The sequence below is a fragment of the Azospirillum brasilense genome (assembly GCF_008365405.1).
In the GTDB taxonomy this organism is placed as follows: domain Bacteria; phylum Pseudomonadota; class Alphaproteobacteria; order Azospirillales; family Azospirillaceae; genus Azospirillum; species Azospirillum brasilense_D.
Window position 1 is genome coordinate 1 of the sequence record NZ_QOKV01000023.1, and the last position, 13,900, is coordinate 13,900.

Consider the following 13,900-nt stretch of genomic DNA (forward strand, 5'->3'; position numbering starts at 1 on the left):
ACTCGTCGTTCTCCACCGCGACGAAGCTGCCGCCGAGGCTCTGCACCTGCTCCTTGACCGCCGGGCGCACGTCGGTCGCCGAGACGATGGCGCCCAGCCGCTTGGCCGTGGCGATGGCCTGCAGCCCCGCGACGCCGACGCCCATGATGAAGGCGCGGGCCGGCGGCACGGTGCCCGCCGCGGTCATCATCATCGGGTAGGCCCGGCCATACTCGCTGGCGGCATCGACCACCGCCTTGTAGCCGGCGAGGTTGGCCTGCGAGGACAGCACGTCCATGACCTGGGCGCGGGTGATGCGCGGCATGAACTCCATGGCGAAGGCGTTCACCCCGGCCGCGGCGTAGGCCGCCACGTGGTCGCGGCTGTTGTAGGGGTTGAGGATGGCGAACAGCAGCGCGCCGCGCTTGATCAGCGCCAGCTCGTCGAGGTCCCCTTCCCCGGCCAGCAGCGGGCGCTGCACCTTCAGAACGATGTCGGCGTCGGCCAGCGCCGACGCGGCGTCCGGCGCGATCTCCGCGCCGGCGTCCTGATAGACCCGGTCCGGCAGGTTCGAGCCCAGACCGGCGCCGGTCTCCACGACCACTTCCAGGCTGAGGGCTTTGAGTTTCTTGACCGTCTCCGGAGAAGCCGCGACGCGATTCTCCCCCGCGCGCCGTTCCCTGGGTATGGCGATTTTCATGGTTCTTTATCTCCCCTGCCGCAAGTGGCCGATTTGCGTGCAATCAGCCTAGACCGTCGGCATCAATGCCGGATTTATGTGACTTTGTGAAGCTCTTGAGCGTCGATGGTATTACCAGCGGTGATGGGTGCGGCGCAACAGCTCGGAGAGGGTTGGCACGCCCACGTGCAACGGAAAGTGCAAGGTCGCCGCTTTCGCAAGGTCCCGCCATCGGTCTTTCGCATCAGGCGTCCGTCCGAGGCGGCAGTCGTCGCCACGGGCGCATCCCACTATCCGGGCACACCCGGCCGAGGCCGCGACGCAGATCGACGCGGCCTGTGGCATCCGCGCCGACGATGCCGGGAGTCGCTTGCCATCGACGGCGCCCGCCGATATCGTCCGCGCCGGATTCCCCGGAAGCACCCAATTTGAGGTTACCCTTATCATGTCCGACGTCGGCGGCATTGCGGCGGATCGCCTGAAATCCTTCGTGGAGCGCATCGAGCGCCTGGAAGAGGAAAAGCGCGGCCTGCAGGAGGACATCAAGGAAGTCTATGCTGAGGCCAAGGGCACCGGCTTCGACACCAAGATCATCCGCCAGATCATCCGGCTGCGCAAAATGGACAAGGCCGACCGCCAGGAGCAGGAAGCCATCCTGGAACTCTACAAGGAAGCGCTGGGGATGGTGGAGTAACCACCCCCGGCCCTTTCCTCACGCCGCCGCGTCCGTCAGGGCGCCGGCGGCCAGCCGGTCCATCACGTTGCCCAGCAGGGCGAGACCGGCCCCACCGTCGAGCGACAGGATCGACTCGGGGTGGAACTGCACGGCGGCGAGCGGAAGCCGCCGGTGCTCGACCGCCATCACCAGACCGTCAGCAGTCTCCGCGGTCACCGTGAGGTCCGCCGGCAGCCGGTCGCACCGCGCCACCAGCGAATGGTAGCGCCCGACCGTCATCCGTTCCGGCAGGCCGGCGAACAGCGCGCCGCCCAGCACCCGGACCTCCGTCGCCTTGCCGTGGACCGGCTCAGGCAGCACGTCCAATGCGCCGCCGAAGCGCTCCACCATCCCCTGCAAGCCCAGGCAGACGCCGAACACCGGCAGGCCAAGCGCCAGCGCCGCGTCGATGGTCCCCGCCACGTCGAAATCCGCCGGGCGGCCCGGACCGGGGGACAGCACGACCAGATCCGGCCTCTGCTCGGCCAGCGCCGCCCGTGCGTGGTTGTGACGCAGCGTCGTCACCGATGCGCCGGTCTGGCGCAGATAGTCGGCCAGCGTGTGGACGAAGCTGTCGTCGTGATCCACCAGCAGCACCCGCCGGCCCCGCCCGCCGCGGGGAGCCGCGGGAAGAGCGGGCGCCGCACCTGCCGTCGTCCCACGAATGGCGTCGCGGAAGGCTGCGGCCTTCAGGCGGCACTCCGCGTCCTCCGCGTCCGGGTCGCTGTCGGACAGCAGGGTCGCCCCGGCCCGCACGTAAGCAACGCCCTCGGCCATGCGGATGGTGCGCAGGGTCAGGCCGGTGTCCATCCCGCCATCGAAGCCCAGCCGCCCGAAGGCCCCGCCGTACCAGCGGCGCGACGACCGTTCGGTGTCCTCCAGGAACTGCATGGCCCAGCGCTTGGGCGCCCCGGTCACCGTCACCGCCCAGGTGTGGGTGAGGAAGGCGTCCAGCGCGTCCAGGCCGGGCCGCAGCCGCCCCTCGACATGGTCGACCGTGTGGATCAGCCGGGAATACAGCTCGATCATCCGCCGCCCGATCACCCGGACGGACCCCGGCTCGCACACCCGCGCCTTGTCGTTGCGGTCCACGTCGGTGCACATGGTCAGTTCCGCCGCGTCCTTGGCCGAGGTCAGCAGGCGCAGGATCTGCGAGGCGTCGCCCAGCGCGTCGGTCCCCCGCGCCACGGTGCCGGAGATCGGGCAGGTCTCCACCCGCCCACCGGACACCCGCACATACATTTCCGGGCTGGCGGCGACGAGGAACTCCCCCCGCCCGAGATTGACGAGGGCTTCGTAGGGCGCCGGGTTGGCGGCGCGCAGCCGCCGGAACACCGCCGAAGGCGCGTCGGTGCAGGGCTCGGCGAAGGTCTGGCCGGGCACCACCTCGAACAGGTCGCCGCGGCGGAAGGCGGCCTTGGCGGTTTCGACGACCCCTTGATACTCGCCAGGGGCATGGTCGCAGCCGCCTTCGGCGTTGGTGTCGGGGCGGTAGGGATGGTCGCGCCCGCCGCGCTCCAGCCCCTCGGTGCTGCCCGCCGCCGTGGCGAACTCATACTCGATGAGCCGCGCGACGCCCGTCCCAGGGTCCAGAGCGACCAGCCGGTCCGGCAGGTAGAGCACCAGATCGCGCTGGTCGTCGGGCCGCTCCAGCCGCAGGCGGATCGGCTCGAACTGGAAGGCGAGGTCGTAGGCGAAGGCCCCGTAGAGCCCGAGCAACGGGTCGTCAGGGGCGGCGAACAGGTTCAGCACCGCGCGCAGGGCCGAGAAGACGGAGGGCTGGCGGCTGCGCTCCTCCTCCGGGAAGGGGTGGCGGGGCTTGCGGACCAGGGCGGTGAGGCGTGACGGCGCCTCCTCAAGACCGGCCAGCGCCTCTAGGCCGCGCAGAGCCTCGGCGATGGCCGGCAACAGCATACGACCCCGCGCGTTCAGCGCGTCGAGGCGCAGCGTCCGCCCGCGCGCCGTGACGGCCAGCGGCGGGTCGGTGAAGCCCAGCGCGTGGCGGCGGTAGCGGCCCGGCGCCTCCACCCCGCTGGACAGCAGCAGGCCGCGGCGGCGGTCCAGCGCGTCGATCACCGGGTCGAGGGCGTTGCGCGGGTCGAGCGCGGTGGCGCGCCGGGTCACGGTCACGCCGCCGCGCGTCCGGAAACGCAGCGGTTCGAGGAGGTCGGGCGAAGCGAGGAGGTCGGCGGGATACATGGCGGGGTCTCCGGTGGTCGATCCGTTGGCGGACGGACACCCGGAGTTCCCTTGCTCGACACCTGGATTCCCTGGTCAGGAAAAAGGCCGCCCGGAAGCTCCGGGCGGCCTTTCGATGGTGTGTGCGCTCACGCGCGTCGGCTGGCTGGCCCGGTTAGACGGGCCACCACCAACGACACGACAGGGAGGGCGCAACGAAAATCATGGCGTCGAGTTCGCCACAGGGATGCGGCCCTGTCAAGCCCCCTTCCCCGAACCGGTCGGGTCGGCGGGCGCGTGCCACGCGCGGAGTTCCGTCACCGCCTGACGCAGCGCCGTGAGGGCGGCGGACATCACCGTCGCGGCGATGGCCACGGCGACCAGATGGTCCGGCCAACCCTGCCCCATCGTCCAGGCCCCCGCCGCCGCCAGCATCACCGCGGCGTTGGTCAGCACGCCGTTGCGGGCGCACAGCCAGACCGCGCGCAGCGACACTCCGCCGCGCCGTCCGGCGAACAGCAGGACCGCCACCGACAGGCTCGCCCCCATCCCGAGCAGCGCGACGAGGCTCATCACCGGCGCGTCGGGAACGGTGCCGGCGTAGGCGCTCCAGGCGGTGGCGGCCACCAGCCCCAGCCCGAGGACGGTCAGCGCCAGCCCTCTCGCCAGCGTGGCCCAGCCCCGGGCCTCCAGACCCCGCCCCATCATCCACAGGCCGGCACCGTGGATCATCGCGGTCGCCAGGAAATCCAGCGCGCTCGCCCGCAGGGCCATGGACTGCGTCTCCAGCCCCGCGGCCAGGGCAACGGCGGCCATCAGCCCGTTGACGATCAGCGCCATGCGCAGGGTGCGGCGGTAGTCGGCCGGTCGTCCGCCGCCCCCGCCACTCCCGCAAGAACCGCCACAGCAATTGCCGGCCATTCCGTCACCCTCCGCCCGCTCCACGCGCTCCGTTTCTCATGGAAAGCTAATGTACGCGCTCCGGCCCGTCCATAGGGCAGGCCGTCATTCCGCCCATTCCGGGTCGCTGGTGAAAACGATGGTGAGCCAGCGGTCCGGACCTTCGCCGCCGATGGCCGCACCGACCTCGTCGCGGATCCTGTCCCATTCCTCCAGCGCGCGCGGCGGCCAGCCGGCCGGGGCGATGAAGAACAGCTCGATCTGCCGCCCCCGCCCCACCCGCGCGACGTAGGCGCGGTAGGAGGCAAAGCCGTGGCGCCGCACAATGTCCGACGCGACGGCGTCGACGTGCCGCTTGAGGTCGGCGGGCGTGACCAGCAGGACGTCGGCCAGCGCCTGCCGCATCGTGCCGACCGGGATCGGAATGACCACCAGACAGACCAGGGCCAGCACCGCCGGGTCGATGTAGGGCGACATCCACTGAAGCCGGGTGCCCTGGATCAGGTACCCGAAGACGAAGGCGACGAGCAGGGCCGCGGTGAGCGCCGCCGCCATGATCCAGGCCTTCGCGTCGAGGGCCAGGAAGTCGGAGCGAACCGTCCGGTTCGCCCGCGTCGCGAAGACCGCCATGCCGGCCGCCACGACAACGGTCACCGCCGTGTAGACGATCGCGTGGTCGAAGGCGAGGTCGCGACCCCCCGTCATCAAACTGCCCACGGCGTTGATGAGCGCGTAGATCGCCGCCCCCATCAGCAGGGTGGCGTTCAGCCCGAGCACCATCGGTTCGAGATGCCAAAAGCCCATGGTGAAGCGTTCGGCCAGTTTGCCGCGGCGCGGGCCGCCCGTGCTTAAGGTGGCGGTCGAGGCGGCGATCAGGTTCGACACCAGCAGCGTCACCATCGTCATGCTGGCGTCCACCAGCGAATAGATGCCGTCGAAGACGATGGCGAAGGAGCCCGACAGCAGGCCGAACAGGATGCCGGTGCCCGCCAGCAGCACCGTGACGGCGATGGACAGGCGAAGAACCTTCTGCTCGGTGGTCATGCGCGCTCCCTTCCCCGTCCACACGTCACTCAGCGTCAGCCATTCATGCATAGCGGCCCCGACGAGGCGGCAAAACCGGTTTTGCGATCCCGGCCGTCACGCCCTTGCCGGAACCGCCGGCCGCTCCACGCTCATTCCGAATCGGTCCCCGCCGATTCGCCAACCCCAAAATTGGGAGGGTGGACATGACCGTCGTTTCCGAGGTTCTGAACCGCAAAGGCCATAACGTCGCATCGATTCTGCCGTCCGAATCCATCCGGACCGCCGCCCGCACGCTGACCGACCGGCGCATCGGCGCTCTGGTGGTGTGCGACCGCCGGGGCCGGCTGGCCGGCATCCTGTCGGAGCGCGACATCGTCCGCGCCGTGGCGATGCATGGCGCCGACGCGCTGGACATGCCGGTGGAGGATCTGATGACCCGTCAGGTCAAGACCTGCCGGCCGGAGGACACGATCAAGGACCTGATGCAGATGATGACGCTGCGCCGCCACCGCCACGTGCCGGTGTGCAACGAGGCGGGCGACCTCGCCGGTGTGATTTCCATCGGCGACGCCGTGAAGGCCCGCCTGGACGAGCAGGCCCACGAGGTGGCTGTCCTGAAGGATCTCGCATTGGTCCGCTAGAGGCACCCCGGACCTCGCCCAAGCCCCCGGACGGGGGAGCCGAAGACCAAGCGCACTCCATGAGGCGAAAAGGCTCCCCCGGTCGCGCGCTGATTGGCGCTAACACGTCTCCGCGCCCTGAAATCCCAGGGCGGCGTTCGGATATTCGGTAACGCTTCGTTCCCGAACCTTCGGACCCGACATGCCACGCCGCTACCCGACCCACCTGAAGATCCTGGTCGTCGAGAACAACCCGCTGCTGCTGCGGGCCCTGCGGGACATGCTGGAACATTGGGGGGTCGGGCAAGTCGCCTCCGCCGCCAACGGGCAGGAGGCCATGGAACTGCTCCGCCGCGAGCCCTACGACCTGATGGTCACCGACTGGGTGATGGAACCGGTGGGCGGCGGGCAGCTCGTCCGCTGGGTGCGCGGTTCGGCCAGCTGCCTCAGCCCCGATCTGCCGATCATCGTGCTGACCGCCAACGCCGACGTCGCCACCGTGCGCGCCGCCTGGGACGCCGGGGCGGACACCGTCCTCGCCAAGCCGGCCTCCGCCGCCACCATCGCCCGGCGGATCGAAACCGTGCTGAACAACCCGCGCCGGGGCGGCCGCTCCCAAGCCGAGGCGGCCACGGCCAAGCCGACGAACAACAACACGCCGCCACATTCCCGCCCGGCGCCGGCCCGCCCGGCGATTTCTGCCGGTCCCGCCCCCCTCCGTCTGCCGCCCCCGCCGCCGCGCCTGCCCGGCCCGTCCACAACGGGAACGGGTCCGCTGCGCTCGACCGACCCGAAGATGGTCCGTCTGGTGCTGGCGCTCGACAGGATGGAAAGGGCGCTGGCCTGCCCCGACGCGCTGGGCACGCGGCTGCGCCATGCGGTGTCAGACCTGCAGCTGGCCGCCGCCGGCAACGCCGCGGCCACCGCCATCGTCGCGTCGCTGTCCACCTGCGTCACCTGGGTGGAGCATGACGGAGAGAGCTTCCAGGAAGCGGTGCAGGCCCACATGGACGCCCTGCGTTGGACCATCAGCATCGGCGGCGGGGCGGACTCCTCCGCCGCCCTGCGGGTGATGATCGGCGCCCTGCGCGCCATGGTGCGCAGCCTCAGCCTACGCGACGGCAATGGTCCCAGCCTGTGGCCGGACGGCGCCTTCGGCGCGCCGGATCGCGGGGGCGAAGCGGGTCATTCTCCCGGTCACTCTCCCCTGCCGCCCGCCTGAAGACTTCCCATATCCGATAAGTGGCCCCCACCCCAGCCCTCCCCCGCTATCGCGGGAGAGGGTGCCTTCTGCGAAGCGGCGGCAATCCCCTCCACCTCGAAGAGGGGGAGGGTTAGGGAGGGGGCAGCGGTCAAACGCATTGGAACGCGAGCGGGAATGTCCCGCCGGAGGGCGATTCCCGCCCGTCCGTTTCACAGCGCTGCGAGCGCCGGACCGTTCCTTGCTTTTTGCACGCGGCGGCCCCGCACCGGTTGCCGAATAAGACAGCCTTCGTTACCTTTTTGCTTGTCGAACAAACACAACAAGCGGCGCGGCGAAACGCGCCCCGAACAGCGCTTTTCAGGGCGCCACAAAGGGGATGGAACAATGGCTCTCGCAACCGTGACCCTTGACGACAAGTACGCGCTTGAACAAGGGCGCGTGTACCTGACGGGAACCCAGGCGCTGGTGCGCCTTCCGATGATGCAGCGCCAGCGCGATCTTGCCGCCGGGTTGAACACCGCCTGTTTCATTTCGGGTTACCGTGGGTCGCCATTGGGCGGCTTCGACCAGAATTTGTGGAACGCGCGCAAGTTCCTGGAGAAGAACCACATCCAGTTCCAGCCCGGCGTGAACGAGGAGCTGGGCGCCACCGCCGTCTGGGGCAGCCAGCAGGTCGGCATGTTCCCCGGCGCCAAATATGACGGCGTCTATTCCATGTGGTACGGCAAGGGTCCGGGCGTCGACCGCTCGGGCGACGTGTTCAAGCACGCCAACGCCGCCGGCACCTCGCGCAACGGCGGCGTGCTGGTGCTGACGGGCGACGACCACAACGCCAAGTCCTCCACCTTCCCGCACCAGTCCGAACACGCCTTCATGCACGCGATGATCCCCGTGCTGAACCCGTCGGGCGTGCAGGAGATCCTGGATTACGGCCTGATCGGCTGGGCGATGAGCCGCTGGTCCGGCTGCTGGATCGCCATGAAGACGATCGCCGAGACGGTGGACACCTCGGCGTCGGTTTACATCGATCCCCACCGCGTCAGCCCGATCGTCCCCGCCGATTTCCCGATGCCGCCGGGCGGCCTGAACATCCGCTGGCCCGACCCGCCGCTGGAGCAGGAATACCGGCTGATGAAGCACAAGCTGTACGCCGCCCTGGCGTTCGCGCGTGCCAACCGGCTGGACAAGGTGATGGTGTCCTCCCCCCGCCCGCGCTTCGGCATCGTCACCACCGGCAAGAGCTATCTGGACGTCCGGCAGGCCTTCGACGAGCTGGGCATCACCGAGGAGATGGCCGCCGACTGGGGCCTGACCGTCTACAAGGTCGGCATGCCCTGGCCGCTGGAGCGCGACGGCGTGCGCCACTTCGCCGAGGGGCTCGACGAGATCGTCGTGGTCGAGGAGAAGCGCGCGGTCATCGAAAACCAGCTCAAGGAGCAGCTCTACAACTGGCACCCCGACGTCCGCCCGAAGGTGGTCGGCAAGTTCGACGAGCACGGCGAGTGGATTCTCCCCTCCGCCGGCGAACTCTCCCCGGCCCAAATCGCCGTGGTCATCGGGCGCCGGCTGGAGCGCTTCGTCGACAACGAGAACCTGAAACGCCGCGTCGCCTTCCTGGACGCGCAGGAGAAGCAGAAGGCCCATCAGGCCCGCGTCATCCGCAAGCCGACCTTCTGCTCCGGCTGCCCGCACAACACCTCCACCCATGTGCCGGAGGGCAGCCGCGCGCTGGGCGGCATCGGCTGCCACTACATGGCGACGTGGCTGGACCGCAAGACCGACACCTTCACCCAGATGGGCGGCGAGGGCGTGCCCTGGGTCGGGCAGGCGCCCTTCACCGAGGAGAAGCACATCTTCGCCAACCTGGGCGACGGCACCTACTACCACTCCGGCATCCTGGCGATCCGGCAGGCCATCGCGGCGAAGGCCAACATCACCTACAAGATCCTGTTCAACGACGCCGTGGCGATGACCGGCGGCCAGCCGGTGGACGGCACGCTGACCGTCCAGTCGCTCGCCAGCCAGCTCCGCGCCGAGGGCGTGGGCCGCATCGTCGTCGTCTCCGACGAGCCGGAGAAGTACGGCATCGGCGACGGCCTGCCCCAGTACACCAGCGTCGAGCACCGCGACGACCTGGAGCGCGTGCAGAAGGAGATGCGCGAGGTTTCCGGCGTCACCGCCCTGATCTACGACCAGACCTGCGCCACCGAGAAGCGTCGCCGCCGCAAGCGCGGCAAGATGGTCGACCCGGCCAAGCGCGTGATCATCAACGAGCTGGTCTGCGAGGGCTGCGGCGACTGTTCCGTGAAATCCTCCTGCGTGTCGGTGGTGCCGCTGGAGACGGAGTTCGGGCGCAAGCGCCAGATCGACCAGTCGAGCTGCAACAAGGATTATTCCTGCACCAAGGGCTTCTGCCCCAGCTTCGTGACGGTGGAGGGCGGCCAACTCCGCAAGCCCAAGCCGGTCGAAGCGAAGGCGGGCGCCGCCAAGGCCGGCGCCGACCCGTCAGACCTGCGCACCCCCACCCTGCCCGCGCTCGACCGGCCCTGGGGCATCTACGTCACCGGCGTCGGCGGCACCGGCGTGGTGACCATCGGCGCCCTGCTCGGCATGGCCGCCCACATCGAGGGCAAGGGCGTCGGCGTGCTCGACATGACCGGCCTCGCCCAGAAGGGTGGTGCTGTGACCAGCCACATCCGCATCGCCGCCACGCCGGAGGACATCCATTCCGTCCGCATCGCGGCGGGCGGGGCGGACGCGGTGGTCGGCTGCGACCTGATCGTCGCCGGGGCGGGCGACGCCCTGTCGAAGATGGCGCACGGCCACACCCGCGCGGTCATCAACACCCACGACACCATCACCGTGGACTTCCTGAAGAAGCCGGACTTCACCGTGCCGGTCCGCGATCTGGTGGCCGACATCCGCAAAGCCTGCGGCGAGGGGGCGGTGAACGCCTTCGACGCGACCAAGCTGGCGACCGCGTTGATGGGCGACAGCATCGCCACCAACCCCTTCCTGATGGGCTACGCGTGGCAGAAGGGGCTGATCCCGATCACCGCCGAAGCCATCCTGAAGGCCATCGAGCTGAACGGCGTGGCGGTGAAGATGAACACCGACGCCTTCAACTGGGGCCGCCGCGCCGCCGTCGATCTGGCCGCGGTGGAGGCCGCCGCCAACCCGCCGCAGGAGCAGGCCGCAGCCCACGACCTGTTCATCCTCGACCAGCGCCGCCCATCGGCCAGCCTGGACGAGGCCATCGCCCGCCGCACCGCCTTCCTGACCGATTATCAGGACGCGGCCTACGCCAGCCGCTACCACGCGCTGGTCGACTGGACGCGGCGCGTCGAGGGGCAGAGGTTCCCCGGCTCAACCGCCCTGACCGAGGCCGTGGCGAAGGGCTACTTCAAGCTGCTCGCCTACAAGGATGAGTATGAGGTGGCCAGGCTCTACACCGACACCGGCTTCGTCGAGCAGGTCGGGCGGATGTTCGAGGGCGACTACAAGCTGGTCTTCCACATGGCCCCGCCGGTGATGGGCGAGAGCGGCGAGGATGGCGGCGAGCCGAAGAAGAAGCGCTTCGGCCCTTGGATGCTCAAGGCTTTGCGCCTGCTCGCCAAGGGCAAGCGCCTGCGCGGCAGCCCGCTCGACCCGTTCGGCTGGCTGGCCGAGCGCCGCATGGAGCGCCGCCTCATCGCGGAGTACGAGGCCATCATGGGCGAGATCCTGCACGGCCTGACCCGCGACAACCACGCCACGGCGGTGGAGATCGCCCGCCTGCCGCAGGAAATGCGCGGCTACGGCCCGGTGAAGGCCCGCAACGTCGAGGCGGCCAAGGCGAAGGAGGCCGCCCTGCTGGACGGCTTCCGCCAGCCCGCCGCCCCGCAGCCGATGGCGGCGGAGTGACCGCAAGGTTTGTGACCCAAGGTTTGTGACCGATGCGACCGGGTGCGGGGGGCGGTTTGCCTCCCGTACCCTTCAGCGCGGCTGCAGGACGCCGATCTCCGCCAGGGCGGCGCGGTTGCGGGTGACGGCGGCGGCAAGATGGCGCAGGTGCTGCTGCTGAAGGGCCGGATTGGCGAAGGTGCGCAGGTAGCCCTTCAGCACATGCTCCCCGAAGTTCAGCGCAAGGTCGGCGTCCAGGTGATGCCCCTTCCGCGATGAGGCGTGAACCGTCATGACGGACCGCCCGTCGAGCACGAAGCCGTGGCGGTTCCGCGGGTCCGGCATCGTCACATCGGCCAGAGGCGCGTCGTAGACCTGCCATAGGCGCGCGTCGAGCACCTCCACGCAGGCGGGATCGGGCAGGACCAGCGCGTTCAGCACATTCTGCTCCCACAGCGCGTGCTGCGCCACGCCCCGACAGGTCACCGCCCAGTGCGCCAGCAGCCCGCGCGATACCCACAGCATGAGGCCCGACGACAGGTAGGGGGTTTCCGGGTCGATTCCGCGGTCCCGCAACAGGCGTTCCGCCGGCGTGACGTAATGGCCGCCGTTGCGCAGTTCGCCCATCATCCCGCCGACGGTCATGCGGTCCACCGTGCCGGTGAGCGCAACCGCCTTGCCGGAGCGCCGGAGATCCTCCGCCAGCCGCTCGGCCATGGCGAGGTCGAGGGCTCCCACCATCATGTCGGCGTCCAGCCACAGCAGGCTGTCCCACGCCTCGCCCGCGCAATATTCCGACAGGTGCCCCTTGCACAGATAGGGATGTGCGTCCGCCGGCAGGATCTTCGGGCGGTCAAGCAGCAGGCCGGCAGCGCGCAGGTACGCACGCTGCCCATCAGTCAGGCCGAAATCGCAGACGCGCACCCGCTCCAGCGGAAAGCGGCCCGCCAGCCCCTCCAGAAAGGCCAGCGTGGTGATGAAATAGCGCGCGTTGGCGCCGGTCGCGCACAGCGTCGTCATGGTCGGTCCTGCAAGGGGTCCTTCAGCGCCGCCAGATCGCGGCGCAGCCGCTCCACCGGCTCCGTCCAGTCGCCGAACACGGATTGGCGGTAGAGGCGTGCCGTTGGATACCAGGGAGAATCCGTCCTCCCACACATCCAGCGCCACTCCGCCCCTTGATCGAGCAGCACCGCCACCGGCTTCCCCAGCGCTCCGGCGAGGTGGGCCACGGCGGTGCAGGGGCTGATCACGATGTCCAGCGCCTGGATCGCCGCGGCGGTGTCCGCGAAATCGCGAAGCTCCGTCCCCAGGTCAAGGACCGGGCCGAGCGGGGTGTGGCGCTCAAGATCCGCACGGCCGTTGGCGACCTGGAGCAGGACTGTCGTCACGCCGGAGACGCTGGTCAGCGGCAGCACCGCCTCCAGCCCCGGCGAGCGTTGGCGGTGATAGGGAAAGGCGACCGAACCGTGCCAGACCAGCCCCGCTTTCACCCCGCGCAGCCCGGCCAGCCGGTCCGCCCAACGCCGCGCCGCCGCGTCGGGCGCCCGCAGATAGGGAACGGCGGCGGGCACGCTGTCCAGATCGGTGCCCACCCGGTGGATCAGGCTCATGATGGGGATTTGGACGTCGTGGGCCGGTGGCGGTCCGTCGAGGCCGGACAGGTCGTCCACCAGCTCCGACGCGCGGAATAGGTCGAGCAAACCCTCCGGCCCGTGGAAGACCACGCGCATCCCCTGGGCTCGCAGCAGCGGGGCGTAGCGGATGAACTGGATGGCGTCGCCATAACCGCGGTCGGCGTGGATCAGCAGCGTTTTGCCCGGCCGAACCCGACCGTCCCAGACCGGCCGGGTGTAGGATCGCGACGGCAGGAAGGCGGGCAGGCTCAGCCGCGCCTCATAGTCCGCCGCCCCGTCGCGCAGGCGCCCGGCGAGCATTCGCAGCGTCCCGCGCCCCGCCCGCGCCGCGTCCATCCCCGGCGACAGGCGCGAGGCGCGGTCGAAGGCGGCTTCGGCAAGGACGACCGCGTGCCGTCCCAGCCCGGCGAAGCCCAGGTTGGCCCAGTGCTCGGCCGTGGACGGGTCGAGCGCGACGGCCCGGCGCAGCGCCTTGCGCGCCTCGTCCTGCCGCCACGCCGCCAGCAGCGCCGCCCCCGCCGCCCCCCAGGCGGCGGCCGTGCCGCGCAGCACCGCCAGCCGGGCCAAGGCGTCGGCCGCCGCGTCCGGCCGCTCCGCCTTGCCCAGCGCCTCCGCCATGTTGTTCTGGCTGCGGGCGTGGCCGGGGGCCAGGACCAGAGCGAGCCGGTACAGCACCGCCGCCGCCGCGACATTGCGCGTGCCCAGCCGCAGGTCGCCAAGGTCGCAGGCGAGATCGGGCGACAGCACACCGCGGCGCACGGCGCCGGCCAGCAGGGCCGCCGCCCGGTCCCCCCGCCCTTGGCGCTTCAGGCATTCCGCCTGGCTACGCGCATAGGCGGGGTTCTCCGGCGCACAAGCGGAGGCCCGGCGGAAGCGCGCCTCGCCTCCCGCAGGATCGCCCGCGGAGACGGCCAGCACGCCAAGGATGTTCCAGGCTTCGCCGTGGCCGGGGACCAGCGCCAGGGCTCGGACGACCCGGCGTTCCGCCCCCACCCGGTCGCCCTGCTGAAGGGCGGCGGCGCCCGCCCGGAGAAAGTCCATCGCGTCGGTCACGCGACCTCCTGGGATGACGATCGGATCCGG

9 protein-coding genes and 1 pseudogene are annotated in these 13,900 nt (G+C 70.3%); 4 read left to right on the forward strand and 6 right to left on the reverse strand.

Annotated features, from left to right (window positions below; translation table 11 throughout):
- A partial coding sequence (locus DS837_RS25990) for a Rossmann-fold NAD(P)-binding domain-containing protein (RefSeq protein ID WP_486599240.1) occupies window positions 1-679 on the reverse strand: 679 nt, incomplete at its 3' end.
- 424 nt (window positions 680-1,103) lie between these two features.
- Here DS837_RS25990 and DS837_RS25995 point away from each other — a divergent pair.
- On the forward strand, window positions 1,104-1,352 hold the full coding sequence (locus tag DS837_RS25995) for a DUF2312 domain-containing protein (RefSeq protein ID WP_012973951.1): 249 nt from the start codon (window positions 1,104-1,106) through the stop codon (window positions 1,350-1,352).
- Between the two features lie 18 nt (window positions 1,353-1,370).
- Here the strand turns inward: DS837_RS25995 and DS837_RS26000 are convergent, their stop codons facing one another.
- The 3 genes from DS837_RS26000 to DS837_RS26010 form a co-directional block, all read right to left on the reverse strand.
- Window positions 1,371-3,572, reverse strand: coding sequence for an anthranilate synthase (locus DS837_RS26000; protein ID WP_149167388.1), 2,202 nt, complete (start codon window positions 3,570-3,572; stop codon window positions 1,371-1,373).
- 237 nt (window positions 3,573-3,809) lie between these two features.
- A complete protein-coding gene (locus tag DS837_RS26005; protein WP_149167389.1) occupies window positions 3,810-4,472 on the reverse strand; it encodes a cation efflux transmembrane domain-containing protein in 663 nt (220 codons plus the stop codon).
- An 84-nt stretch (window positions 4,473-4,556) separates the two neighbouring features.
- Window positions 4,557-5,495 carry a cation diffusion facilitator family transporter gene (locus tag DS837_RS26010; protein ID WP_149167390.1) on the reverse strand — a complete coding sequence of 313 codons (939 nt, stop codon included), beginning with the start codon at window positions 5,493-5,495 and terminating at the stop codon, window positions 4,557-4,559.
- A gap of 185 nt (window positions 5,496-5,680) precedes the next feature.
- Between DS837_RS26010 and DS837_RS26015 the strand changes: the two genes are divergently transcribed.
- The 3 genes and pseudogenes from DS837_RS26015 to DS837_RS26030 form a co-directional block, all read left to right on the forward strand.
- Window positions 5,681-6,118, forward strand: a complete 438-nt coding sequence (locus DS837_RS26015; RefSeq protein WP_014239962.1) for a CBS domain-containing protein — start codon at window positions 5,681-5,683, stop codon at window positions 6,116-6,118.
- A 181-nt stretch (window positions 6,119-6,299) separates the two neighbouring features.
- A complete protein-coding gene (locus DS837_RS26020; protein ID WP_149167391.1) occupies window positions 6,300-7,319 on the forward strand; it encodes a response regulator in 1,020 nt (339 codons plus the stop codon).
- 363 nt (window positions 7,320-7,682) lie between these two features.
- Window positions 7,683-11,204, forward strand: a pseudogene (locus DS837_RS26030) (indolepyruvate ferredoxin oxidoreductase family protein); the annotation flags it as partial.
- Between the two features lie 72 nt (window positions 11,205-11,276).
- Here DS837_RS26030 and DS837_RS26035 read toward each other — a convergent pair.
- Window positions 11,277-12,203 carry a hypothetical protein gene (locus tag DS837_RS26035; RefSeq protein WP_149167394.1) on the reverse strand — a complete coding sequence of 309 codons (927 nt, stop codon included), beginning with the start codon at window positions 12,201-12,203 and terminating at the stop codon, window positions 11,277-11,279.
- Window positions 12,200-13,870 carry a tetratricopeptide repeat protein gene (locus tag DS837_RS26040; RefSeq protein ID WP_149167395.1) on the reverse strand — a complete coding sequence of 557 codons (1,671 nt, stop codon included), beginning with the start codon at window positions 13,868-13,870 and terminating at the stop codon, window positions 12,200-12,202. Before DS837_RS26040 ends, DS837_RS26035 begins: the two co-directional genes overlap by 4 nt.
- Window positions 13,871-13,900 lie beyond the last annotated feature (30 nt).